Source organism: Caulobacter sp. FV1ye6ST, from assembly GCF_058681225.1.
Map to the genome: position 1 here is coordinate 2,924,085 of NZ_CM178733.1, position 23,534 is coordinate 2,947,618.

Here is a 23,534-nt window from a genome sequence, read left to right on the forward strand (position 1 = left end):
CCCGCTATGAGAGAACGGCATGCGATTTCTCCATACTTCCGATTGGCATCTGGGCCGCATGATGGCCCAGGAGAGTCTGCTTGATGATCAGGCGCTGGTGCTCGATCAGATTTTCGACGCTCTGGTGGAGACCGACGCCCGGGCCATCATCATCGCCGGCGATATATTCGATCGCGCCGTGCCGCGCCGCGAAGCCGTTGACCTGTTCGACCGGTTTTTGACCCGCGTCTACCGGGAGACGCCCGCGGCCATCATCGCCCTGGCCGGCAATCATGATGCTCCCGAACGGGTGGGCTTTGGCGGCGCGCTGCAAGACCCCGCCCGGGTTCTGATCCGCGGGCCGCTCAGCGCGCGCGCCGACCCGCTGGTGTTGTCCGACGCCCATGGCCGGGTCGCTTTCAGCGCCCTGCCCTTCAGCGAGGTCCACGCCGCCCGAGGTCACTACAAGGACCCGGCGATGAACTGCCCCGCCGACGTGCTGGTGCGCCAACTCGCTGAAGCCAGGGCCCTGATTCCAGACGGCGCGCGTTGGGTGGTGGCCGCCCATGCCTTCGTGCAAGGCGGCTCGGTGACCGAGGCCGAGCGTTCCCTGGATTTCGTCGGCGGCGTTGAAACCGTGCCGCACGAGGTGTTCAACGGCGCGGCCTATGTCGCGTTGGGCCATTTGCATCGCGGCCAAAGCGCTGGAGCGGAGCATATTCGCTACTGCGGCGCGCCCATGGCGTTTGGCTTTGACGAGGCCGGCGCCAACAAGACGTTTTCGATCGTCGACTTGGGCGCCACCGGGCCAATCGTGGCGACACGCGACCTGACGCCGCGACGCGCCGTGCGCGTGGTCGAAGGGCGACTAGACGATCTTCTGAGCCAGGCTGGCGGAACGCCCAGCCAGGACTTCGTCAAGGCGATCCTGTTGGACGAGGGCGACCTCATCGATCCCATGGGCCAGCTTCGCGCCCTATATCCCAACGCCTTACAGATCGCTCGCCCCGAACGGGCCGGTCGCACCGGCGGCGCGGGCGTAACCCCAAGCCAGGCGCGTCGCGATCCGATGGACGTCCTGGACGCTTTCTTACACGACGTGCGTGGAGAGGGTTTGCTCGAGATCGAACGTCCCATTGCCCAAGCCGCCCTGACCCTCATCGACGAGGCGTTCTGATGCGCCCGATCCGTTTGACCGTCCAAGCCTTTGGCCCTTTCGCGCAGCGCGTGGTCGTTGATTTTCGAACGGCGCTGGCCCAACGGCTTTTCGGGATCTACGGGCCGACCGGCGCGGGCAAAACCAGCGTGCTCGACGCCATGTCCTACGCCTTGTTCGGCGTGTCGTCCGGCGGCGAGCGGACCCGGGCCCACCTGCGCTCGGACCTGGCGGATCTGGACACCAAAACCTTCGTCGAATTCATCTTCGAACTGGGTGCCAAGCGCTATGTCGTGCGTCGCGAACCCGAGCAGGATCTGAAGTCGCCGCGTCGCGAGAGCCGGGTCTACGCCCAGACCGCCGCGCTCTTTGACGTGAGCTTGCTAACGATCGAGGACATCTCCGAAAGCAACAGCGGCGTCGCCATAGCCGAACGGCGCGTGCGAGAGGTCGACGAAGCGCTCACCCATCTCTTGGGCTATAACGCCGAGCAGTTTCGCCAGGTCGTCATGCTGCCGCAGGGTCGCTTTCGCGATCTTCTGACCGCGAGCAGCGATCAGCGTTCCGAAATTCTCCGCGGGCTTTTCGATGTCTGTCTTTATGAGCGCGCCGCTGAACGGCTGCGCGCTCAGGCGGCGGATCTGGAAACCATCGTGCTGGCCGCGCGGCGAGACGTCGCCAGTCGATTGCAGGATCTTGGCGTCGACGACCTGGCGGCCTTGGCCCAACGTGCTGAAGAGCGGCAGGCCAAGGTCGCGGCGCACCGCCTGCATAGACTTGAATTGGACGCCGACCGACTGCTTGCGGAAACAGCGCTTGTCGCCGGTCGCGCGACCAGCGCCCTCTTCGCCGAAACGGCGACGGCCGCGGCGAGCCTGGCCGAGCAGCAGGCTCTGGAACCCGTGCGACTTCTGGATCGCCAGCGACTTACGCGCGCTCAAGCCGCGCGCGAGCTTGAGCCCCTCTCCAACGGTGTTCAGGACGCTCTTCGATCGGCCGAGCAACTGACCCAAGCGGTCACCGCGTTTGAAGGGCAACTCGCCCTGCTGCAGAGCGCCGAAACGGCCGCGCGCGCGGCGCTCGACGCATCTGAGGCCCGCGAGGGGGAGCGCGCCGCGCTCGTCCTGTCCCAACAGCGCGCCGAGCGGATCGTCGAGCGTGTGACCGCCGCCGCGCCCTTGCAGGCCCGGCGACTGGCCGCTCAGGGCCGCTTGAGCGCCGCTATGGTGGCTCACGCCAGCGCTGAAACGCTAAGACAGGAACGCCAAGCCGACGAGGCGCTGGCGCGATCCGCGCTCGACGCCGCGCATCTTGGCGCCGACCGCGCCTCGGTCGCGCGCTTGTCGCTGGCTCAAGGTCGACAATCCCTCGCCGCCGCCACGGCCTACGAGAGTCAGACCACACGGGTCGCCGCCCAAGGCCCGGTGACGGCAAAAGCCCAAACCGACCTGGCGTCGGCTCAGGCCGAGGCCGACGCTAAGGCGCGACATCTCGGCATGGCGCGCGAAGCCCGAGACGCCGCGCAGGCCGCGCATCTGGCCTTGGCCCTTGTCGACGGTGAGCCCTGTTCGGTTTGCGGCGCGCTTGATCATCCCGCTCCGGCCGGCGGCGGCGACATTGATCAAGACCTCGGTGCGGATCTCCGGGCAGCCGAACGCGCCGACAACCAGGCGCGCGACCTGCTCGGCCAGGCCGAACGCGCGGCGGGCGAGGCGCGGGTGCTAACCGAGGAGCTCGTTCGCGTTCTCAACACCCTAACCTCCCCCTCGACGTCTGTCGCCCAACTGACCGAGGAGATCACGGGCCTGGAGACGGCCCTGCGATCCTTGGAGGCGGGGCCAACTGCGGCCGAGGCGAGCGAAACGGCGGAGTTGGCCGTTCAGGCGCTGACCTCCGCGCAAGTCGAATTGGAGCACCAGCATAGCATCTTGATCGAGGCTCGCAGTGCGTTCGACGCCGTCGACGCCGCCCTGGTTACCGAACTCGCCACGGTTCCCGATGATCTGCGAGACGCGGAAAAGGCCAGCGCCAATCTGTCTGGCGCCGCGCAGGCTTTGGCTCGGGAGCTGGCCGCTCACCGCGAGCTTGAACAAGCGCTTGGCCAAAGCGTCCAAGCTAGCGCCGTCCTTCAGGCCACGCTTGGCGAGCGGCGCGGCGAAGCCGGCCGGGCCGAAACTTCCGCAGAGCGCGCTCGTGAAAGCCTAGCACAGGCTCTCTCGGCTCGGAATCTGGACGCGGCGACGTTTGAATTGGCCCGTGCCGAAATCAGTCAGATCAACGAGCTGCAAGGTCTCGTCTCGGCGCATCAAGACGCCCTGGCGGCCGCCCACGCGCGCGCCCAACGCGCGGCGGAGGCTGTTGCCGGGAAGATCCCCGCGGATCTCGCCGCCCTGATCCTCGCCCGCGATCAGGTTGATGAAGCGCTTGAGATGCTGATCAAGACGTTGGCCGATGAGGACGCCAATGTCCGCGAATTGCTGGCTGGCCAACAGCGGATCATCGATGCCCTAGAGCGCCAGAAAGCCGCCGAGGATTCTCACCGGCATGTCGGCGAACTGTCCCGTCTTGCCCAGGGGCGAAACCCGTTGCGGATGTCCCTGATCGACTATGCCATCGCAGCCTATTTTGAAGATGTGCTGCGTGCGGCGAATATCCGCTTTGATCGCATGTCGGCCGGCCGCTTCGAACTGCGCCGCAAGACCGCCGCGCAAGATCAACGTAGCCGCGCGGGTCTCGATATCGCGGTCTTCGACGCCCACAGCGGCCGGGAGCGAGACGCTCAGACACTCTCTGGCGGTGAGGGGTTCCTCGCGGCGCTCGCGCTCGCGCTCGGATTATCGGACGTGGTCCAGGCCGAAGCCGGAGGCGTGAAGCTTGACGCCATCTTCATAGACGAAGGTTTTGGACATCTCGATGAACAGAGCTTGGAGCGGGCGCTTGACGCGCTGCGCGACATGGTCGGCGGCGCCAGAGCGGTTGGGGTCATCTCGCATGTTGAAGCCGTGAAGACCCAGATCCCCGCCGGTTTTGATGTCATTCCCGGCGTCCGTGGCAGCCACATATCCGCCAGGCTTTGATGGACCCTTACCAAGCTCTGCGGAAGGCGAAGGAGGCCTGCGACTTCACCCACTTGATCACGCCCAAGGCGCCGGTCTTGCCTCGCCGGGCCTCGTCCTCGAGACGGTTCACTAGATCCACGGTGTTGAGGTAGCGACCCCGCGCCCCGGCCCGCACGACGTTGGCAGTGATGGCGATGGCGATGGCCAGGTGGGTTGCCGGTGCCCGTGCCGCCGAACAAGACGATGTTGCGGTGATCGGCCAGGAACGAGCCGCGTGCAGGGCGCGGACCAGGCCCTCGTTGATCGGCGAGCCGTCGAAGGTGAAGCACGCCAAATCCTTCATCGTCGGCAGCTTGGCGGCGATGATCCGGTAGCGGATGGAGGCGGTTTGTATTGCGCTTTTTCTCATTGTGCCCTGCAATGATAAATGACGTGATCTTGCCCCCAACCTTGGACCGCCCGGGCCGGTATTTCAGAGTAGGTCACGGGTCAACCGGCGTGCGCTAGGAAGTGATTTCGTGCTCAATATTGACGAGACAGCGGTTGGCAAGTCCGCGCTAGGGACCGCAAGTGGGATGGTGTTGTCGGGCAGGCCCGGGGAGCTTTGCGATGAAGACATTCATTAGATGGTTGGCCAGGTTATTCGCAATTAAAGTGCGAAAGAGAAGCCCGTCGATCCGACAAGGGGCTAACGCGCCTGTCCGCAGGCCGCCGGGATCAACGCCACACGAGCCGACTGGGTGGATTTCGCGAGAGGACTACAAGCAGGAGGCGGAGCGTAACGCGCGCAAAGGGTCGTGACACGCCACTGACGAAAGAATCTCTATCAGAAGATTCAGCCGCCCCGGTGATAGTCGACGAAGGCGATCATCGCTTGAACGGGCGGCCGAGCTCCGCCTGGGCGAAATAGGCCGCCGCCTTGCGCTGGATCTCGTTGCTTGGCGCAGCTCGCGGTTCTCCCGCTTCAGCGCCGCCGCGCGCGGCCGGAGTGATCCGCGAGAAAGAATGCTTCGTCTAACGCGCGCTCGCTGACCTCAGGAAGCTGGACGTCGAGGAAGAAGCGCTCTTCGCGCTTCTTCCGACGGCGAGGTCGCGACGGCGGACTTAGGCCGTCGCTTCGCGCCTCTGTCCGAAAGTCGCCGACCGCTCGACGACGAGCTTCCGCGGCTTCAAGCCGAACTCGACGTCATGCGTATCTCCTCCGTATCTCAAGAGGAGGTCATGCCCGGAGCACGGCCTCTAACTAGGGGCTGGGAAGCCATGAACCTGCCGCAGAAGCGGCAGATGATCGAAGCAACCACCAACCGCATCGTTGTCGGCCAGACTGTGTCGCCGCGATCGGTTGAGCCCACCAGCGGTAGCTGACGTTGGGGACCCACTTGCTAGAATACGTCGGAATTTGCTCACTGTCGCAAGCTCGGCTGGCCTGTCTCGCTTGAGCCATGCTACGTTGCATCTTAGACTCGGAGGATGATTGCGAATGACTACGGGATTTGACGGTCTCGTCACCTACGACGAAGCCCAAGCGATGGTCTCTCATAGTCCGGAGATGGAGCAGGCGCTGGCCAAGGCTGCGCAGCTCGATTTCACCATGCTGACCTTCAAGCTGATGGAAGACAAAGGCTGGACCTTCGAGCACTGCCAGGAGGTCCAAGACCTCTATCGCAAGTTCCTGGCGCTCAACGTCTGCTATCCGGACCGTAAGGTTTGCCCCACCGGTCCGGTCGACGAATTCTGGCACGCCCACATTCTCGATACGCGCGCCTACATGGCGGACTGCGATACCATGTTCGGCCAATACCTGCACCATTTCCCCTATTTCGGCCTGCGGGGCGAAGCGGACCGAGCGGCGCTGGAGAAGGCTTTTAAGGAGTCGGTGAGCCTGTTCATCATCAACTTCGGCATTGATCCGACCGCGGGCGACATGCTGGCCAGGTCGTGCTCTTCGCAACGCTGCCCCTGACCATGGCCGAGGGTGAGCGCGCCGGCTTCTTCAGCCAACGTTCCCTCGACACCAGCCTTCCCGAGGCCAACGCTACTTTTTGGACGGCCTTGATCGGTCATATCCAGGATGACGGCGTGTCAGCGCCCTCCGTCATCCTGGACGTGGGCTGTCACTCCGGCGGCCTCCTAGCACGGCTGATCGACGGCTTCCGGCCGGACCGGGTCATCGGCATCGAGCCCGCCTCCGCACTGCGTGCGGAGGCGGCGGTCAGGCTAAGCCCCTATCCGGCGGACGTCGGCCTGGCCGGTCTCGCCGGCTGGGACGAGATCGCACCTGGTTCGATCGATCTCATGACCTGTCACGAGGTGCTGTACTTGGTGCCTGATCTACCCGGTTTCATAGCCCGGACCGCACTCGTTCTCGCGCCTGGGGCTTCCGCTTATGTCGTTCTGGGCTGTCACGCCGAGAACCCGACATGGCGGGACTGGAAGCCGGCGATGGAGGCCTCCGGCATCCAAACCTACGATCGGACGCCGTTCGAGATCCTGTCCGAGGCCGCAAACGCTGGCCTGAGCGCCGTCGTCCAGCCTCTTCGGCGAACGGGGTGGATCAGCTATGACCCCCGCCAGGCGGACTTCAGATACGCGGACGTCGCCTCCATGTTCGATCACCATTACCGTCACAAACTGCTGTTCCGTCTCACCCGCCCGTGACGATGCCCGCTCTACCTGAAATCCAGGTCGCGCCGGACGCGATCGCTGCTTTGAGATCGGTCGCCGCGCGGTACGCCGACATCGACGCGCTCGAAGCCGACGCGCTCGAGCAGGCTCTTGATCTTAAAACGTCAGCCGGCGAGCCTTGGCAGGCTCTTGCCAACGACATCCGCACCACGCTCGACGAGAGAGGTTACGCCGTGCTGCGCGGCATGGACCTCGACGACGGCAAGACGCTTGTGCTGCTTTCCACGTGTTTGGGTGCCGGGTTCGATGCATATGGGGCCAACCGCATCGTCAAGCGATTCAGAATGTCGCCCTGGACGCGCGCGCTCTCGCACACCGTCAAGGCGGGCGACTTCCACACCGACGGCAATGTGTCAGTCGACCCGCCGGTCGCCACCCTGATGCAGTGCGAGGTCGAAGACCCCGGCGGAGATGCCTACGCCGAGCAGCGCGTGGCGGATCTGCCCGACCTCCTAGCCCATCTGGCCGTTGACGATGAGCTCACGGCCTTCCTGACCACGCGGGAGGCCGTGATGTCGCACGAGGGATCCAGCCAGACTTGGCGGGGCCGGCTGGTGGAGGATGGCCGCATTCGATACCACCCGGCCAGCTTGCGGATCGCAGCTGGAAGATCGGGCGGTCCGACGGCCGAGCTTGAAGGCCTGATGGCTAGGCTCCACGACGCCGCCATGGCGGTGTCGATCCCCTTCCACTCCCGTCCGGGGGACGTTCTCATCGTCTCTAACACGCGCGCGCTCCATTATCGCGGCGAGTGCTCGGTCCGGTTCACCGACTTCCCGTCCACATACGACGCCCGGTCGCTTTTGGTCATGCACCGCGCGGCGGCTGTCTGAGTGGCCCAGCCGAGAAACAGCCTTCAGATCCTCGGCGCAGACGCGAACAATCTGCGCGACGTCGATGTCGAAATTCCCTTCGGGAGCCTGACGGTCGTCACGGGAGTCTCCGGATCCGGAAAGAGCTCCCTGCTCGCCCAGACGATCGCGGCGGAAGGAGCGAGGCGGAACGGCGTCTTCCTGGGCTTGTCTCAATCCGACCTGGAAGACGAGGCCCCCCGCGCCTTCATCAGCGCCATGCCGCCGACCGCCCTGGTCGGCCAGCGAGGATTCCGCCCAAGCATCCGCACCACCGTCGCGACCGCAACCGGACTGCTCGCCCTGCTGCGGCGCTTGTTCATTCTGGAATCGACCGTGTGGTCCGACGCCGCCAAGGCCCCCACGCCTCCGCCGTCGCCAATCGCCTACGCCCGCTGGCTGACCCGCCACTACCGAGGCGAGGTCGAGATCCTGGCCGCGCCAGTTCGAATGCAGAAGACGGATGGCGCCGCCGCGGTGAAACGTCTGGCGGCCCACGATGTGAAGACCCTGCGGCTCTACAGCGAAACCGATCCAGTCAGGCTTCGCGACACGGGGCGAGAGGTGCAGATCGACGCCTTCAAGCCTTTGAATCCCAAGACCGCCCATTCCATCGAAGCCTCGTTCGGGCGCCTCAAGGTGTCAGGCGCAGAAAGCGAGGGCGCCCTGCTCAAGCGCCTGGAGGCCGCCTTCACCGCCTCAAACGGCGCGGTCGTCGTCACCCTCAAGGCCTCGGACGACCCCGCCCTGGCCAGTCCGTTCGGCCCGCGGCTCGACAGCCTGCGGAACTGGGTTCACCCCGACGACGGAATGACTTTTCTGGCGCCTTCCCGTCATCTGCTGAGCTTCAACGCGCCCTCACAGACAGACAGTGGAGCCTGCCCCAACTGCACCGGAACCGGGGTGGCGCGGCGGGTCGATCTCGACGCCCTCATACGTCACCCCGAGCGCTCGATGACCGCCGGCGCCTTCGCGCTCTGGACCGCGAAGAACTACAAGAACCTGAACATCCAGCACGAGACCATCGCCGGACTTCACGGGATCAAAGGATTCGACCTGCACGCCGCCTGGAAGGACTTGCCGGCGTCGGCTCGTGAGTTGGTCCTGCAGGGCTCGGCGGGAGAGGCGATCCAAGACCGCGACGAGAAGGGTCGAAAGATCGGCCCGCCCCGCCCGTTCCGGGGATTCGTTCCAGTGCTGCTGGAAAAGGCCGCCGGCGCGGGACGCGGCGCGCGGCACCTCGCCGAAATCGTCGTCAGCGGGCAGTGCCCGATGTGTGAAGGCTCGCGATGGTCTCCCCAAGCCCTGGCGCTGCGGGTCGCGGGGCGGAACATCGCGGAGTTGCTCGCCTTGTCGTTCGAGGCCCTGGCGGACCTGTGCCGCGCCGATGGCCCGCTCACCGACCTGCGGACGGTCGAGGGCCGAAGACTCATCGTGGCCGTGCGCAAGCGCGCTCAAGATGTAGTGCAGGTCGGTTTGCCCTACCTGACCGCGGGCCGCGGAATGCTGGACGTGAGCGACGGCGAGAGCCGACGGTTGAGGATCGCGCGGGTGCTAGCGCCGGATCAGGCGGGGTTTTGCCTGCTCCTGGACGAACCCGGCCGGGGCCTGCACGAAGCCGACCTGGGCCGGCTGGGTGAAGCGTTGGGCCGGCTGCGCGGTCGACACACCGTCATTCTCAACGAGCATCGCCAGAGCCTGTGGCCCGTCGCGGACCGGTTACTCGAGTTCGGTCCAGGAGCCGGACCCGCGGGGGGTGCGATCGTCCGGGACGGGCCGCCGCCGACCCTCTCGGCCGAGACGCAGGAGGTTCGCCTGCGCCTTCCTCCGCCTGACGCCGGCAAGGCGTGGCTACGCATCAACGGCATTCGCCACCACAATATCCGCGACGCCGACGTGACCCTGCCGGCGGGCCGGCTGACAACGATCTGCGGGGTCTCCGGCTCCGGCAAGTCGAGCTTCGTCAAGGGTGTGCTCATCCCGGCGCTGACAAAGACGCCGTGCTCGCACGGCGCCTGGGGCGCCGTCACGGGAGAGTCTTTGCTTGGTGAGCTCGTCGTGCTCGACCAATCCATCCCCTCGCCTAACCGGCGCAGTCTGGTCGCCACCTTAAGCGGGGTGTTCGACCCGCTTCGAAAGGCCTTCGCCGCCTCGGAGCAGGCGCGCGGCGAGCGCCTCGGTGCCAGCGATTTCGGACTGAACGCGGGCCATGGCCGATGCCCGGTCTGCGAAGGCGTCGGCTCCGTCAACGTCGACGGCCGATCCGGGGTCTGCCCGGCCTGCGGCGGCGCTCGCTACGGCTCCTCGATCCTAGCCATCCGGGTGGCCGGCATGAATATCAGCGAGGTTCTCGACACGGCGGTCGATCGCCTCCCTGAAGACATCCGCGACCTGACGCGGTCCGCGGACCTGCTGGCCATGATGAAGGATCTGGGTATCGGCCATATCGCTCTGGGACGCCGGATCGACACCCTCAGCGGCGGCGAACTGCAACGCCTGCGGCTCGCGGTTCGTCTGGCGTCTTCCCATGACCGTGCGACCTTCATCCTGGACGAGCCGGCGGCCGGCCTTCACGAACGCGATGTACACACCCTCATCAAGGCCCTGGACCGCGTCCTCGACGGTGGCCGCAACACAATCATCGTCGTCGAGCATGATCTCGAGGTCATTCGCGCGTCGGACTGGCTGGTCGAGTTCGGCCCCGGAAGCGGTCCCCAAGGCGGCGACGTCGTGTTCCAGGGCGTCGCGTCAGAGATGATGCGCCGCAAAACCGCGACGGCCCTCGCCCTCGCCGGCCTGCTGGAGCCGATCACGAGATCGGCACGCCAGACGGACGGCCCTGCGAGTAAGGCCGACCTGTCACACGGCGAGGACCGCGCGGCCCGCACTCTCGCGGCGCTTCGAACAATCATCACCGGCGATGTCGCCGCCACCGATGACTTCGATCCCACGGGGGAGGCGGCGCTGGGCCCTCCGACCATGGTCCTGTCCGAACGGCTCTGGGCGGGCCGCACCACCGGCGAGGCGGCGGGCATCGACATAGAGGTCGCCAAAATCCTTCTTGACCTTCACCAGGCCGACCGCGACGCCGCTCTCCCGCTACTTATGGACGCCTGGGCGGCAGACCCGGACGCCGTCCTCCAGATCCATCCTTTCATGGCCGAAATGCGCGTCTGGGGCGCCCGCGTGCCGCGCTCGCTCATCCGCGATCGCCTGAAGCATATCCGCGCCGAAGGTCTCGCCCTGTCCGGCGCAGCGACGGACGACCTCAACATGGGCCAGGACGTTCGACGCGCGAGAGCATCCGGGAGTCGATTCGCACCCGGCGGCGACCTTGCGGCCGACCGGAGCGCCGTCGTCGCCGACGCCCTAGCGATCGGCGGGGGATATGTGGAACTTCGCGGCACAGATGGAAAGGTCAAGGCCGCTGCGGGCGCGCGGCTGGTGTCATTCGACGACGGGGTCGTCGGCCCCCAAGCCCCGACGCCGCGCGACTTCTCGCGCCACGACGTCTCGGGTCGCTGCCCGGCGTGCCGCGGAAGCCGCGCCGCGTCGCGTCTCGAAGATGATCTCCTGATCGCCCGGCCAGACCTTCCGCCGTCGGCCGAAGGCTTTCTGACCGGCCAGGCCGAGCACGTGCTCAAGGGCGTGCGTCGCGCGATGTTCTTGCCCTATCTCAAGAAACTCGCCTCCGAGGGGCTCTGGGACGGCGACTGTCCCTTCCAGGATCTCGAGGACGGCCACCGCGACCTTCTGCTTCACGGAGACTGGCGCCGGCCGGGTTTCGGGACCTTCCTCAAGTCGCCGAAGTCCAACCCCGCAGAGGTGTCGTCCTGGCTTCGATGGGACGGACTTTATCGTGAGATTCTCGCCCAGGCTGACCGAAGCCCTGACAAGGATTGGTTCGAGCAGCTTCGCAGTCGCCAGCTCATCGCGTGCAGGACGTGCGCCGGATCAGGTCTCCGCGCCTTCGCCGAACTCCTCCCCGCCGGTAACCTGCCGTTCACGACCTGGAGCCTCAGCGCTCCCGAGCAGCAGATCGAGGCCCTTAGGCATTGCGACGCGACAACCAGCGCCCGCGCGGGCGCGGGCCTGCGCCGGATCTTCTTGTGCCTCGACAGCCCGGCGGGGAAACCTCTGCTTCCCGAAACGGTCGCCCGCCGCATGGTCGACGCTTTCACGACTCTGACGCCTGTCGAGCCCGCGCCGCTGGAGACTGACTGACGTGCACCAGCTCTTCGAGACCTACGCCCATCGCTACGACCTCCACACGCCGCCGGGTCACTACAAGCATGATCATGCGTTCGTCCTGGACCGGGTCGCCAGCCTTGGCAGACCCAATACCCGCCTGTTCGACGTCGGGTGCGGAACGGGTGTGTTTCTCGAGCTCGCGATCGCGAACGGGATGGACGCCCACGGGGCCGACGCCGCTGAAGGCATGGTGCGGGCCGCCGCCGACCGCTTGGCCTCCTCGCGCGTTCGCGTCGAGCGAATGCAGGATTTCGATGAGGTCGCCCGCTACGACGTCATCACCTCGCTGTCTTGGACGTTGCACTATTGCGACGACGAAGCCGACCTGCGTCGGATCGTCAGCGCGCTTGCGAAGGGTCTCACGGCCGGCGGTCTGCTGCTCCTTCAGGTAGCAAATCCAGCTCGCATGAACACCGGACCCGGGATCGACAGGGAACCGGGCCCCGATGGTCAGCCCGACGACATCCTGTTCATCCATCGATTCAGCCCCCAGCGCGGTCCGGGCGCCGAGGTTCTGGCCGATTATATCTATGTCGGACAAAGCGCCGGCGAGCTGCTGGTTGAACAGCATCGCCTGCGCTGCTGCGACCCTGAGTTGGTGGCGGGCGCGATGCGGGACGCCGGTCTGGAAGACGTATCTATAGTTGACCCGGCGTCAGTTTCCCCGTTTGTAACCGGCAGGGCGCGCTAAGCACGAGACGCCGAGCCGTCGGGGAAAACATGCCGGAACATAAGACCAAGAGCGGCTTCGGTGGGCTTTCGCCTGCTCTGCTGTCCCCCCACGAGCTCGAGATCATGCTCAAGATCGAACAGCATCTCAAGGAGTTGCCGCCCCGCCCTGTTCCCTCGAAGGAGGCGGTTTGGCCAGTTGCTGAAAGGCGGGGAGACAGAGTGTTCCTCCTGGACGGGGATCGAGGAGCCGGAAAGACATCGCTGATGTATGCGATGATCGAGCGCTGGGGCGACACCTTCGACCGGTCTGGCCTCGCCGACGCGTATGGCGATCGCGCCGAACTCCTCAAGATGAAGGATCAAGTTGCCAGCCTTCGGGCTCCGCCCAGCGACATCCGGGTGCTGGGCATTCTAGATTTCGACCCCCTCCCCCCCTCGATGCCGGTGGTGGCCGGACTTGTCCAATCTTGGCGCCGTGTCGCCGACAAGCTGTCCAGAGACAAAGTCTACGAGGACTCGGACAACGAAGACTCGGTTATGGACAGCTGGCAGGGTCTGTTCCGGAAAGCCGTGGCCGGCTGGGGCAAACTAGGCGAGCGCAAAACGCTGATCGACCAAGTTCTCGATCAGGAAGAGCAGATTCAGGACTGGCAGACGCTGGGATTGGAGTGGCGCGCTTTCGTCCAAAAAATCATCGATGCGGGCGCCGGTGCGCCGTTCAATTTCACGAACAAAACCGCGTTCGTCATTATGATCGATGACTGCGACCTGCAGGTTGAGCGAATGCGGGAGATCCTGCCGGCGATACGGCTACTTTACGATCACAACGTCTATTTCATCGTCTCCGCAGACCGGTCGCACATGCTCGACATGCTTGAGCTCGATTATCTCGGCCAGCAGAATATCGTCGCGAATCGGCAGTTGAGGGACAATCCGCTCGACGAGGAGGATGAATGGGCCAAAGCGTTGGCTAAGGCTTCATTCGAAAAGGTGTTCCCAACAAAGTATCGGTGGCGGCTAGATCGCCTTTCCCTGCGCGATATCCTCGAATATCCGCCGGTTTCCGCGTTCGAAGGTGAACGAAGGCGCTTCTCGGAGATCCTGAAACGGTGGGGCTGGGATGCAGACTCCGGCAACGCGCAGTTTGGCGACAAGAAGCTTCCGCATACGCCACCGCGTCTGTCCCAGTATCTGTCGCGCATGGCCGTCGTCGTTTCCAAGTTGTCCTTTGCACTTCCTCTGGCGACCTATCGGACCACGCAGCAGTCATGGGAGTCGGTCTGCGAAGTCACGGACCCTGAGGATCGAACGCGTCAGGCCGTTGCGCGCATTCTCGGAGGCGCCGAATACGATCAGCTCGTTGGATCCACCGGCTCCAACAAGGCCGTGTCGGCCTCGCGCCGGATCAAGTTCGCTTTGAAGGGACGACTGATCGCGCGATTTAACGAACAGTTCTCGGTTCCTGTGGGTCTCGATTATCGCATCGACCTCAGCGCCGGGCCGGAGTTCCAAGTTCTACCGCCGGCGTCGCGAGCCCTTGCCTTCGTCGATCAAACCCCGGACGTCCGGCGGTCGCAGGAGTCTGCAACCGCCGAAGTGCGCCGGAGCCAAGCCATACTGGCGGTAAGCCTTCAGGAAGACTCCTACAACGTCCAGGCACCCGACATGAGCTGGGAAATGGAACGAGCGCTGGTTTGGACCTTCCACTATCGGCCCTATTTCATGGATTTCAGCTGGCCGACCCTGATCCATCCCTCCCCGCTGCGCCTGATGAGCTGGGCCCGCGATTGGGACGTGGTCATCAACACCATCCGAGCTTTGCCACTATCTGACAGAGCTTGGATGCTCGCCTACGCATGGATCGGCTATCAGCTGAAGTGGACCGGCGTCGTTTCGGCCAAGCCCAACCTGTCGAAGAAGCCGACCCTCGAGAATATCCAAACGCTCATCGACAAATCGCCGCCGCAGGCTTGGGTCCAACTGGCACGGCCCGAGATTGGCCTACCTCTCGAATTACAGCGGTTTCTCCTCAAAGACGTCTCTGACGATTGGACGAAGGAGATGCGCCAAGAACGGCGTCAGAAGATTACAGATGCACTGATCACCGGTGGCCAGGCGCTGCTCGGCGATCATGGGCAGGTTCGCGACCGGGTGACGCAGATCGAGCAAGAGTTCGAAACCCTCCTCGACTTGGAAGGTCGAAAATCGCCTTGGGCGGAGAAGATTGGACTAACTCACGCCGTGGGATTTGGCGAACCCTGATGGTCGACCTTCCGGCTCTTTCGGATCGTCTCTACGCCGAGGCCATTTCTGCCGATCTGCGCGATCCAGCGGCTTTTCTGGACGTCCGCACAACGTCGACGAGAGCCGACATTGAAGGCTGGGCCCGCCTTCGGTCGACGGCGCACCAGGAGGATCTGAAGACCACAGCCGCTGCCACTGATGAAGCCCTCGAGATAGCGTTCGAACGTCTTGAACGCGCTAAATTGACGGACACTCAGCCAATTCACCGAAGGATCTCCAAGCTCGGTGGAGATCTGCTTGAGTTTGACGGTCGAGATCTCATTCTGCGGGTGGACGAGCACGAACCCGGGCGAGAAATCCTCCGTTGGCGGTTCATTTCGCTGCTCATGCCGGGAAGTATTCTCGCGGCCGCCGCTGCAGCCCGCGTGGGGCGAGCGTCCCCACCGCCCCGGATCCGCCTCCTGCACGCGTCAATGGCTCCGGACGGTCCAGTGGCGCAACAGCACCTCCACCAATCCGCGAGCGTGACCTTTGACAGGCTGTGGGCCTCACTGCAGGTCCGTACGATTTTGAAGCCCCATGAGCTTGAGGCGAGCCTGCGGCTGGCCCGCGCATACTGTCCCGGCCTTCATAAGGGCAGATGTCCGCGATGCATGGACCCGACAGGCGCGTCGGATCCGGTGCACGAAGCTGCGAAGGCGAAACACATGGAGGTTTGGCTCGGCCAGTTGCACCGGGCATTCTTGTCTGCCGAACTTCTCCGCCAACATGCGAAACACACCGGCCAACTCGACGAGTGCGACGATTGCAGGGGCTTATGCCGGCGGCTGAACAACCTTTTGTTTGAGGGCCAGAACGGCCCGGCCGTAGGCGCCTATCCGTGGCCGAAACAGGCTCGTCGCCTCGCCATGGACGCACGGCGGGACGATGCGCGTCGAAGAACGCCTGTCCCCCAGCATCCCAGCTCGCAGCGGGACTTCCTCGACACAGTCGCCCAGACGGAGAGCACGACGATCACGGCGGCCTTCCGCCACCTGAACACTCGGGATCCCGACACAGCGTACGAAGCCCTCCTGCTGCAATATCTTCGCGTGAAGACCGCTACTTACCGCATGCTGGTGCACTCACCGGGCCGGCATGGGCTCGCGAAGTTCCTGCATCACTTCACTCAGATCGAAACCTATCAGCCGAGCAAGACGTCAGTCGGCGTCCAGGCCGCCCAAGCGCCGGAGCTGGACTTGCGATCGACCGAGTATCGGGTGTCGCCCAAAGACTGGATAGATGCGGAACAGGATCGCGGGCGAGCCCCCCGTCGCCGCCTTGGTCAATCTGGCACCGACCCGCGGGTTCAGGACGCTGTCCTTATCCACTTCCAGCGTAGCCAACCCAAGGGGGCGCTCCCCCTTTACGGTGCCAGCAGGCGAAAACTGAACGACCTCGCCAGGCGCATTGCCAACTTGCTTCAGCAGGATCCGCGCCGACTCATCGATCTGCGCGGCGTCGACATCTGCGGCGTCGAAGAACATCAGCCTCTCTGGGTCTCCGCTCAGACCCTTCGTCAGGTGCGGGAGGCCTCATCGGACGTTGCGGCTAGGACGTCGTCGAAGGGTTTGGCGTCCCGCGCGAACCGCCAGGTTCCCGGCGCCCCCCGAATGAAAATCGAACCTTTGCGTGTGACCATGCATACGGGCGAGGATTTCGCTTGGTTGACCACCGGTGTCCGAACCGTCGCTGAACCTTTCCGATGGGGCGTCATTCGTCGGGGCGACCGCATAGGCCACGGCCTCGCCGTGACGTTGGATCCCAAAGATTGGTGGCATCGTCGCGAGGGCGAGGTCATCCACGTCAGCGACTTCGACCGCCTCCAGGACCTAGGTTTCCTCGCCAGCTTCACGGCAAGTGCGGACGGCTTTCCGACAAAGGTCAAAAGTCTGCGGCGTCCAAGAGAGTGTCACGGCGCGGGCGTCCGATCGGTTGACGAAGAAAAGTGGCTACAAGATCAGGTTGAGAGCGTCCTCTCTCGTCTGGATGCGGCACCGGGGGCGGGGGAGGATCCCATCGTAACCGCGATGGATCTATGGACCGCGATCGGACAGCCGGTCATGCGCCGATTGCAGAGCGCCATGACGCCCCTCGCGGGCGACGAGGCACCTCATCGCAAGCTTCTTCACCGCTACATCTGGAGCAGGGGGCTCCAGCGGCGCGCCAACACTCCTCGTCCCGTCCGCGTGCTTGCCTCTAAACCGCACGAGCTCGCGCTGCTCATAAAGGCTCGATCGACGGTCATCCGGCATCTGGCGCGGTGGCAGATCCCGATCGAGTCCAATCCGAGCTCGAACCTCGTCGTCGGAAGTCTGGACGCGGTGGCGTCCCAGACCTTCCTCGCGCGCAGCAGCCAAGAAGCGAGAGAGAGCGGTCTTGAGACGCTGGCCTGGACCATCAGCACCGATGATCCCGTCACCTTCGCGACAAGCCTCGCAGACGAATACGCCTACGCCTGGGCCGGCATGGTTTTGCGGGCCGACAACCCCTACGATCCCGCGCACGCTCGCGCCCTCCTCGAAGAGGCCGCCGCGACCTCTATGAGAACCCGTTTTGCGGCCCGCCCCGCATGATCGCGCCGCTTTCAGATACGCCGCCGGACCTCGAAGACATCCGCACTGCGCTCAAGGCCGGGGGGTTCTGGACAGGTCTCGCCAAGCTCTCCGAGGAGGATCCGGGCGCATTGTTGAGAACCCTCATGGTCCAGCTCGGCACCCCCTACGTTCCCGATGGCTGCACGCCTGAAGACCCGATCATCAGGACCGCCCCAACTCGGCGCAAGAACGCCGCCCCTTTCGACCGGCCCGAAGCGATCGGCTGGCACGGCGACTTCGCCTCCCACGACGATCGTCCGAAAATCAGCCTGGTGTACGTCGCGCGGGCGGATCCCGGCGATCCGAGCGCAGGCGCATGGCGCTTGGCGTCCTCGAACGCCGTCCTTGAGCAGATGGCCGGGACCGAGGACGGGCGTCGGGCCCTCGCCGTGCTCGAGCGCGAAGCGCTGCCCTTCAGCTACTCTGACACCCAGCCGCCAAGATGGTTCAAGGTGATCGCCGAGATCGGTAACGGCACGCGGGGCATCCGCTTTTTCGCGCCGTCCATCGCGCGAGGCTTCCACCATCTCGGCCATGACATGCCCGCCTCCGTCGCCGAAGCTTTGGGACAACTCGGCCGCGCGGCCGACGCGGTTCAGGTCGTTGTCCCGACCAGACCCGGCTCCCTGCTTGTCATCGACAACTGGCGGGCGCTTCATGACCGGACGCCGCAGACCGCAACCCGCAAGAACGGCCGCCAGGCCCTGCTCGGATTCATCAGCGCCGGCGCCTGAGGCCTCTAGGCCCAAGAGCCGTCGACGAAAGCCCGGCCCGCCACGGCCCCCGGGTTGCTGGTCAGACAACCACCGCGAAGGCCGGCAGCTCGTCGATGTAGGCCCGGTGTCGGCGGGCCAGAGATTCCGCAACAATCCGTCGGTGCGAAACATCGAACCAAGCTTGCCAGAAACCGTACATCGCCAACGGCCCCTCTGGAGTCACCCTCACGCTCGCGTCGCCGGCTGCGGCCGCACTTCCCGAAAGCGGACCCTTCTAGGGTCAGAGAAGAGTCATGCTTCCGCCTTCCCGGAGCGATCCTCCAAGACCTCAGAATGCAACAGCCGGCCTGACGCCAGCCGGCGTGACAGGGCGTCAAGAAACCCCAAATAGCGCTCTTGCCCTTTGGCGTTCTGGGCCTTCTGATCGCCAGCGCTGAGACTCGGCGTGGCCGTCAGCCAGGCCTTCACGAACAAGGCGATCGCCTCGTTGGAAATCGTCACATCTCTTTCGAGTCGCTCCAAAGATCGGCCAATGCGATCAAGCCGTCGAACGACCGCTGCCTCCGCCGCCTCGTCACCGTCCGGCGACAGATAGCTGGCGACAGCGGCCTGCACGATTTCTGACTTCGAGCGGCGGGTTCGCCGCGAAGCCTCGTCCAGCGCGAGGACGAGATCTCGGGACAGAAAGACCTTGGTCTGGATCTTCATCGCGACCTCACAAGGGGATGCCGTCGTCAGGATCGAGACTGGCTTGCCTGGCCGCGGCCCTGAAGAGTCGGTTCTGCTCGGCTTGGCTGGATTCATCGCTCTCCGGCTCCAAGTCCAGCCAGACCTCCGAGGCCTGCGGCGGCGGCGGCTCGGCCGGTGCCTCGAGTTCAGGCTCGATGCGGTGTCCGCCTTCGTCACCGCCCTCTCCTCGTTCATTCCCCGTCGCCGTCGCGGCGACGGCCACTCCAGTCCAGTCGGCTGGCGTCCCAGCGCTGAGCGGCTTCAGTTCGGTCGGCGGCTCACCCACCCGGTCAGCCAACTCGGAGTCGAGGTAATAGCGCACCTTGGTGGCTCGAATCGGCGGCACACCGGACACTTGAACCAAGGCCTCATCCGACGGAAGCTGCATCACTTCGCCCGGCGTAAGCAGGGGCCGAGCGGTCTCCTGGCGGCTGACCATGAGATGACCGAGCCAAGGCGAAAGCCGATGCCCGTCGGCGAGACCGGGGGTGCAAACGGAGGGGCGGCTTCGCGGGGACCCGGCTGCAGGGCGTGACCTCCCGATCGCCAAGCCTTGCCCGCCCCGCCCGAAGCTGGGCGGAAGGCGATCCGAAGTGCGCCGGGGGCGGAGCCCCAAGCCACGGCCGCGGCAGCGGCCAAAAGAGACCTCGCGGGATCAGACTCTCCGGCCAAGCGCCCGGACGCGCCCGCGTCAGCACCGTTCGCCTCGGTCGGGATTCGCATGGACAGTTGAAACTGCGCGCCTGGCCGCGCCAAAGCGCGAATCCGGCCTGCGCCTAGCAGTGCTTTACGGTGCGCGCGGCCGCCTTGGCGGGAATGGCGACGTTAGGCGATCTTGTTGAGCAGCGCTTCGCAGCGCGGCTTCAGCTCCCCAAGACTGGGATGGCCTTGCAGCCATGCGCCGAAGGCCAGGATGTCGGCTTGGTGGCGCGCGTTCCAACCCTCGCCATGCACCAGGGCGCCGTACACTTGCTGGACCTGGCGGCGAGGATCGGGCGCGCCGGCGTAACCGCGCAGGAGGCGGCGGGCCGTGACGAGCGCCTCGGCGCGGGTGGTCTTGAACACGACGCAAAATCCCATGCTGCTGGAGTCGGCCAGAGCCGCGCCCCGCGATCTAAGGCGCGCTGAAGCCCTTGGCCAGCGCCGTCGCGCCAGAACGGCGCTGAGCGCGCGGGCCTGTTGCCGCTTGGCTCAGGCGCCGGGCGGCGGCATGGTGGCGCGATGATCAGGATGGCGTGACGATGAGCAGAGACCGCAAGACGAGCGACGAGGCGGCGCGCACCGCCTTCGCCCTGGCGATCGTCGAGACCGGCATGCGCAATTCGCGGCTGGAAGAGCTGCATACCGGGATCTCGCCCGACACGGCGGTGGGGGACTACAGCGACGTTCGGGTCGTCACCCCCTACGGCGAGATCCCATGGGCGCAGGTCTCGCGCCTGGACAATACGGAGATGAAGGCGCTGATGATCGAAGTGGTCGATCGCGTCTACACCCTGCTGACCCATCCCGAGCCGTTCATGACCCTGATGGGCGCGCGCGCCTGGGACAGGCCAAAGCTTGACCCGGCGATGATGGACGCCGTCGCGCGCCACCTGGCCAAGCAACGCGGCGCGCCCCCCGAAGAGATCTGGGCGACCTGGCCGCTTGATGAAAGCAAACGGCCCGGCCCGCTGCGGCGTGAAGCGATCGCCGCCCAGCGTCTGGTAACGGCCGCGGCCTACGATGACGATACCGACGAGGATCGCGCCGCCCTCCTCGCGCAGTTTGACACCACGCCAGAAAGTCTTCGGACCCTGGCCGCCGCGCCGCTCGCCGATGCGATCTGGATCGCCAAGGCGCGCGACGCGCTGTTGGCGGCGGCCGAGGGCTGGGAGAGCGCTAACCTGCGGGTGCTCGACGCGATCGAAGCGGCGACTTACGGTCAGGACTGAGTGACAACCGCGCGTTGGACCAGCAGTCTCGCGTCTTCGATTCTCATCGCAAGGAGCTGCTTATGAATGTCTCGGATCTGATCGACGCCGCCGTCGCCGCCGAACCCAAACTGACCAAGACCCAAGCCAAGGCCCTGATCGACGGCGTCTTCAAGGCGCTGACCGAGGCGGCCGTGAAGGGCGAAGAGGTGTCGATCCCCGGCTTTGGCAAGTTCAAGGTCCAGGCCAAGCCGGCCCGCACCGGCCGCAACCCCTCGACCGGCGCGGCCATCGAAATCGCCGCCAGCAAGAAAGTCGCCTTCACGCCGGCCAAGCAGCTGAAGGACGCCGTCAACGGCTAAGCGCTAAGGCGCGTGCGAGCCGGGCTGTTGCAGGGATAGTTCCTCGCCACGCCACTCCCGCGCTCAGAGGTCTTCGCCCCCTTTGCCCGGCGGCGCCGCGTATCCGATCAAGAGCGGCCGATCCCCCAGGGATCGGCCGCGCGGGACGCCTGTATACCCGCAGCCGCCGTCGCCAGAGACCCAGCAGATCCCGGGATCATCGCTGCGAGATTGATCCGGCCAGAGGCCGTCCCGTAAATCGCGAACTCCTCGCGCATCCTGAGCATTTCGGGCTCCGTGAAGGGCAGCAGGGAGAACATCCCGCACTGTTGGCCCAGGCCCGTCAGACGGCCGTCGGGGCCATGTCGTGCGAAGGCCTCGGCGAGTTCGGTCCGGTTGGCGACGATCCGCGTTCGCATGTCTTCCAGTTCTGATCGCCATAGGGCGGCCAGATCGGCGCTTCCCAGCACCTCAGCGACAACCGCCGCGCCATGATCCGGCGCCATGGAATAGCTGCGTCTGGCGATGACCTCCAAGTGATCTCGCGCATTGGCGGCGCGGACGCCATCCCGGCCAAGGATGATCGCGGCGCCGGTCCGTTCGCTGTAAAGGCTGAAGGCCTTGGACGCGCTGACCGACACCAGGAGATCGGGCACCACACCGGCGAGGACCCGCAGGCCGGCAAGGTCTTCCTCCAGCCCGTGTCCCAGGCCCTGGTAGGCGACATCGACCAGCGCAATGAAGCCCCGCTGCTGCGCGAGTTCGCCCAGAGCGCGCCAGAGTTCCAGCGGCATGTCGCAGCCTGTCGGGTTGTGACAACAGGCCTGCAAGACAACAACATCGCCAGGAGGAACGGCCTGAAGGGCCTCCAGCATCGGCCCGGCGTCGAGCCGGCCCTCTCTGGAGCGGTAAGGGTAGGTCCGTACGGCCAGACCGGCGGCTTGGAAGATTGGGGCGTGGTTGACGTACCCCGGATCACTGATCCAGGCCGTTGCGGCCGGATTGGCCTGCGCCGCCAGTTCGCCGAGCAGTCGCAAGGCCCCTGTTCCGCCAACGGTCTGGATCGTGGCGGACCGACCGACAAGGTCTTTGTCGCCCAGGATCATCTCCGTGGTCAGCCTGTTGAACGCCAGGTGACCGGCGAGCGGCCGATAGGCTTTTGTGCTCTCGGCTTTGGCCAACCGGTTCTCCGCAAGCGCCACCGCCCTCATGACGGGTGTCGCGCCGGTCACGTCGCGGTAGACGCCGACAATCAGATCAAGTTTGTCAGGTCGCGGGTCCTTCGAAAACGCGTGGGCCAGGCCCCAGAGAGGATCGAGCGGCGCGGCGTTCAGCGATGCGTACATGGCTATTGTCCCGTCTGACGCGGCCACGTCGCCAGGCTCACGCCCACGGCCACCAGCAGAGCGCCGAAAAGATCCTGCGCGGCGAGCGGCTCACCGAGCAGCGGGACGGCGGCGAGACAGGACAACGGAGGGCTGAGCGCCCCGATGATCGAGCAGCGGGCCGGGCCCAGTCTGGCGATCGCTCTTGTGTAGCTGAGACCCGAGACGATGCCGACCGCGACACCCTGAAGCAGCAGGAACCGCCAGACATCCTGGGGCGCGCTATGAGCAAGGTGGCTTGGCAAAATTCCGGCCCAGAGAAGACAGGCCAGCAGCAGCGATGATGGCAAGCAAACAACGAGGCCCGAGGCCACTGGATTTAGCCGGGCCCACCCCAACCCCAGGGTAAAGATCGCCCAGAGCAAGCTGGCGGACAGGAGCGCCGCCACGCCGAAAGCGGCGGCTGAACCTTGGACCGGCGTTGCATGAGCCAACAGGCCTGCGGCACCGAGGAGAATGACGCCCAGCCCAAGGCTTTCTCGAACGCCAGGCCAGCGTCGCCGCACGCACGCCAGCAGCGCCGTAACGAAGGCGGGCGCCACACCGGCGACCAAAATCGCGACATAGGCCGCGGAGGTCGCGCGCCCGCCCAACCCGGTTAGGAAAAAGAAGGGCAGTCCGCCGCCGACGGCGATCAGGACGACCGCTCCTTTTGGAGCCGATCGGATCGCCGGCCAGTGCCTGGGCAGGAACGGCAGGAACGCCAAGGCTGGGGTAATGAACCGAATGGCGGCGACGTCAGCGATGGTGAGCGATGAACGGCCGATCGCGCGAATTGACAGCGCGAAACAGACCCAGACCGTCAGGGTGATCGCCATGGCGACATACCCGCCCGCAAGCGCGCCGCTCGCCGCGTCAGGCCGCGCGGCGCGGTCTGGCGCTGCAGTCTCAAGGGTCGTTTTCATTCGTCTCCGCGCCGC

General features: G+C 65.4%; 18 protein-coding genes, 1 pseudogene and 1 other annotated feature. Of the genes and pseudogenes, 12 read left to right on the forward strand and 7 right to left on the reverse strand.

The features are described 5' to 3' along the window. Nucleotides 1-19: 19 nt before the first annotated feature. Entirely contained in the window at nucleotides 20-1,156 is a 1,137-nt protein-coding gene (locus ACW175_RS14225) for an exonuclease SbcCD subunit D (RefSeq protein ID WP_492100698.1), read from the forward strand. After that, entirely contained in the window at nucleotides 1,156-4,212 is a 3,057-nt protein-coding gene (locus ACW175_RS14230; protein ID WP_492100699.1) for an AAA family ATPase, read from the forward strand. Before ACW175_RS14225 ends, ACW175_RS14230 begins: the two co-directional genes overlap by 1 nt. 7 nt (nucleotides 4,213-4,219) lie before the next feature. On the opposite strand, the gene ACW175_RS14235 is transcribed toward ACW175_RS14230, so the two are convergent. Together ACW175_RS14235 and ACW175_RS14240 are read right to left on the reverse strand one after the other, a co-directional pair. Continuing rightward, nucleotides 4,220-4,603, reverse strand: a complete 384-nt coding sequence (locus tag ACW175_RS14235; protein WP_492100700.1) for an ATP-binding protein — start codon at nucleotides 4,601-4,603, stop codon at nucleotides 4,220-4,222. 428 nt (nucleotides 4,604-5,031) lie between these two features. Further along, nucleotides 5,032-5,107: a sequence feature (AL1L pseudoknot), on the reverse strand. Then, nucleotides 5,039-5,165: pseudogene (locus ACW175_RS14240) on the reverse strand (IS3 family transposase); the annotation flags it as partial. It overlaps the preceding feature by 69 nt. A gap of 509 nt (nucleotides 5,166-5,674) precedes the next feature. Here ACW175_RS14240 and ACW175_RS14245 point away from each other — a divergent pair. The 8 genes from ACW175_RS14245 to ACW175_RS14280 all read left to right on the forward strand — a co-directional run bounded on the left by ACW175_RS14245 (nucleotide 5,675) and on the right by ACW175_RS14280 (nucleotide 18,267). After that, complete coding sequence (locus ACW175_RS14245; protein WP_492100701.1) at nucleotides 5,675-6,157, forward strand: glycine-rich domain-containing protein; 483 nt, start codon at nucleotides 5,675-5,677, stop codon at nucleotides 6,155-6,157. 2 nt (nucleotides 6,158-6,159) lie between these two features. After that, entirely contained in the window at nucleotides 6,160-6,852 is a 693-nt protein-coding gene (locus ACW175_RS14250) for a class I SAM-dependent methyltransferase (RefSeq protein WP_492100702.1), read from the forward strand. 2 nt (nucleotides 6,853-6,854) lie between these two features. Then, entirely contained in the window at nucleotides 6,855-7,712 is an 858-nt protein-coding gene (locus ACW175_RS14255) for a TauD/TfdA family dioxygenase (RefSeq protein ID WP_492100703.1), read from the forward strand. Continuing rightward, nucleotides 7,713-11,954 carry an excinuclease ABC subunit UvrA gene (locus ACW175_RS14260; RefSeq protein WP_492100704.1) on the forward strand — a complete coding sequence of 1,414 codons (4,242 nt, stop codon included), beginning with the start codon at nucleotides 7,713-7,715 and terminating at the stop codon, nucleotides 11,952-11,954. Nucleotide 11,955: 1 nt separating this feature from the next. Beyond that, on the forward strand, nucleotides 11,956-12,672 hold the full coding sequence (locus ACW175_RS14265; RefSeq protein WP_492100705.1) for a class I SAM-dependent methyltransferase: 717 nt from the start codon (nucleotides 11,956-11,958) through the stop codon (nucleotides 12,670-12,672). 104 nt (nucleotides 12,673-12,776) lie between these two features. Further along, nucleotides 12,777-14,915 (forward strand): hypothetical protein, encoded by a 2,139-nt coding sequence (locus ACW175_RS14270; protein WP_492100706.1) that lies wholly within the window; start codon nucleotides 12,777-12,779, stop codon nucleotides 14,913-14,915. Continuing rightward, complete coding sequence (locus tag ACW175_RS14275; protein ID WP_492100707.1) at nucleotides 14,915-17,512, forward strand: hypothetical protein; 2,598 nt, start codon at nucleotides 14,915-14,917, stop codon at nucleotides 17,510-17,512. Before ACW175_RS14270 ends, ACW175_RS14275 begins: the two co-directional genes overlap by 1 nt. Continuing rightward, nucleotides 17,509-18,267: a TauD/TfdA family dioxygenase gene (locus ACW175_RS14280; protein ID WP_492100708.1), complete on the forward strand. Its 759-nt coding sequence runs from the start codon at nucleotides 17,509-17,511 to the stop codon at nucleotides 18,265-18,267. The genes ACW175_RS14275 and ACW175_RS14280 overlap by 4 nt, the downstream gene beginning before the upstream one ends. Nucleotides 18,268-18,540: 273 nt before the next feature. Here ACW175_RS14280 and ACW175_RS14285 read toward each other — a convergent pair whose 3' ends face one another. The 3 genes from ACW175_RS14285 to ACW175_RS14295 all read right to left on the reverse strand — a co-directional run bounded on the left by ACW175_RS14285 (nucleotide 18,541) and on the right by ACW175_RS14295 (nucleotide 20,043). Then, a complete protein-coding gene (locus ACW175_RS14285; RefSeq protein WP_492100709.1) occupies nucleotides 18,541-18,957 on the reverse strand; it encodes a CopG family transcriptional regulator in 417 nt (138 codons plus the stop codon). 7 nt (nucleotides 18,958-18,964) lie between these two features. Continuing rightward, nucleotides 18,965-19,366, reverse strand: coding sequence for a type IV secretory system conjugative DNA transfer family protein (locus tag ACW175_RS14290; protein ID WP_492100710.1), 402 nt, complete (start codon nucleotides 19,364-19,366; stop codon nucleotides 18,965-18,967). 437 nt (nucleotides 19,367-19,803) lie between these two features. Beyond that, nucleotides 19,804-20,043, reverse strand: a complete 240-nt coding sequence (locus tag ACW175_RS14295) for a hypothetical protein (RefSeq protein WP_492100711.1) — start codon at nucleotides 20,041-20,043, stop codon at nucleotides 19,804-19,806. Nucleotides 20,044-20,219: 176 nt separating this feature from the next. Between ACW175_RS14295 and ACW175_RS14300 the strand changes: the two genes are divergently transcribed. Continuing rightward, on the forward strand, nucleotides 20,220-20,909 hold the full coding sequence (locus ACW175_RS14300; RefSeq protein WP_492100712.1) for a hypothetical protein: 690 nt from the start codon (nucleotides 20,220-20,222) through the stop codon (nucleotides 20,907-20,909). 62 nt (nucleotides 20,910-20,971) lie between these two features. Further along, on the forward strand, nucleotides 20,972-21,250 hold the full coding sequence (locus ACW175_RS14305) for an HU family DNA-binding protein (RefSeq protein ID WP_492100713.1): 279 nt from the start codon (nucleotides 20,972-20,974) through the stop codon (nucleotides 21,248-21,250). A gap of 107 nt (nucleotides 21,251-21,357) precedes the next feature. On the opposite strand, the gene ACW175_RS14310 is transcribed toward ACW175_RS14305, so the two are convergent. Together ACW175_RS14310 and ACW175_RS14315 are read right to left on the reverse strand one after the other, a co-directional pair. Beyond that, nucleotides 21,358-22,575, reverse strand: a complete 1,218-nt coding sequence (locus tag ACW175_RS14310; protein WP_492100714.1) for an amino acid aminotransferase — start codon at nucleotides 22,573-22,575, stop codon at nucleotides 21,358-21,360. Nucleotides 22,576-22,577: 2 nt separating this feature from the next. Then, entirely contained in the window at nucleotides 22,578-23,519 is a 942-nt protein-coding gene (locus ACW175_RS14315; RefSeq protein WP_492100715.1) for a DMT family transporter, read from the reverse strand. Nucleotides 23,520-23,534: the final 15 nt, after the last annotated feature.

Coding starts and splice junctions, on each gene's coding strand:
- ACW175_RS14225 (WP_492100698.1), top strand. CDS start 20: ATGCGATTTCTCCATACTTCCGATTGGCATCTGGGCCGCATGATGGCC.
- ACW175_RS14230 (WP_492100699.1), top strand. CDS start 1,156: ATGCGCCCGATCCGTTTGACCGTCCAAGCCTTTGGCCCTTTCGCGCAG.
- ACW175_RS14235 (WP_492100700.1), bottom strand. CDS start 4,603: ATGAGAAAAAGCGCAATACAAACCGCCTCCATCCGCTACCGGATCATC.
- ACW175_RS14245 (WP_492100701.1), top strand. CDS start 5,675: ATGACTACGGGATTTGACGGTCTCGTCACCTACGACGAAGCCCAAGCG.
- ACW175_RS14250 (WP_492100702.1), top strand. CDS start 6,160: ATGGCCGAGGGTGAGCGCGCCGGCTTCTTCAGCCAACGTTCCCTCGAC.
- ACW175_RS14255 (WP_492100703.1), top strand. CDS start 6,855: ATGCCCGCTCTACCTGAAATCCAGGTCGCGCCGGACGCGATCGCTGCT.
- ACW175_RS14270 (WP_492100706.1), top strand. CDS start 12,777: ATGCTCAAGATCGAACAGCATCTCAAGGAGTTGCCGCCCCGCCCTGTT.
- ACW175_RS14275 (WP_492100707.1), top strand. CDS start 14,915: ATGGTCGACCTTCCGGCTCTTTCGGATCGTCTCTACGCCGAGGCCATT.
- ACW175_RS14280 (WP_492100708.1), top strand. CDS start 17,509: ATGATCGCGCCGCTTTCAGATACGCCGCCGGACCTCGAAGACATCCGC.
- ACW175_RS14285 (WP_492100709.1), bottom strand. CDS start 18,957: ATGAAGATCCAGACCAAGGTCTTTCTGTCCCGAGATCTCGTCCTCGCG.
- ACW175_RS14290 (WP_492100710.1), bottom strand. CDS start 19,366: ATGCAGCTTCCGTCGGATGAGGCCTTGGTTCAAGTGTCCGGTGTGCCG.
- ACW175_RS14300 (WP_492100712.1), top strand. CDS start 20,220: ATGAGCAGAGACCGCAAGACGAGCGACGAGGCGGCGCGCACCGCCTTC.
- ACW175_RS14305 (WP_492100713.1), top strand. CDS start 20,972: ATGAATGTCTCGGATCTGATCGACGCCGCCGTCGCCGCCGAACCCAAA.
- ACW175_RS14310 (WP_492100714.1), bottom strand. CDS start 22,575: ATGTACGCATCGCTGAACGCCGCGCCGCTCGATCCTCTCTGGGGCCTG.
- ACW175_RS14315 (WP_492100715.1), bottom strand. CDS start 23,519: ATGAAAACGACCCTTGAGACTGCAGCGCCAGACCGCGCCGCGCGGCCT.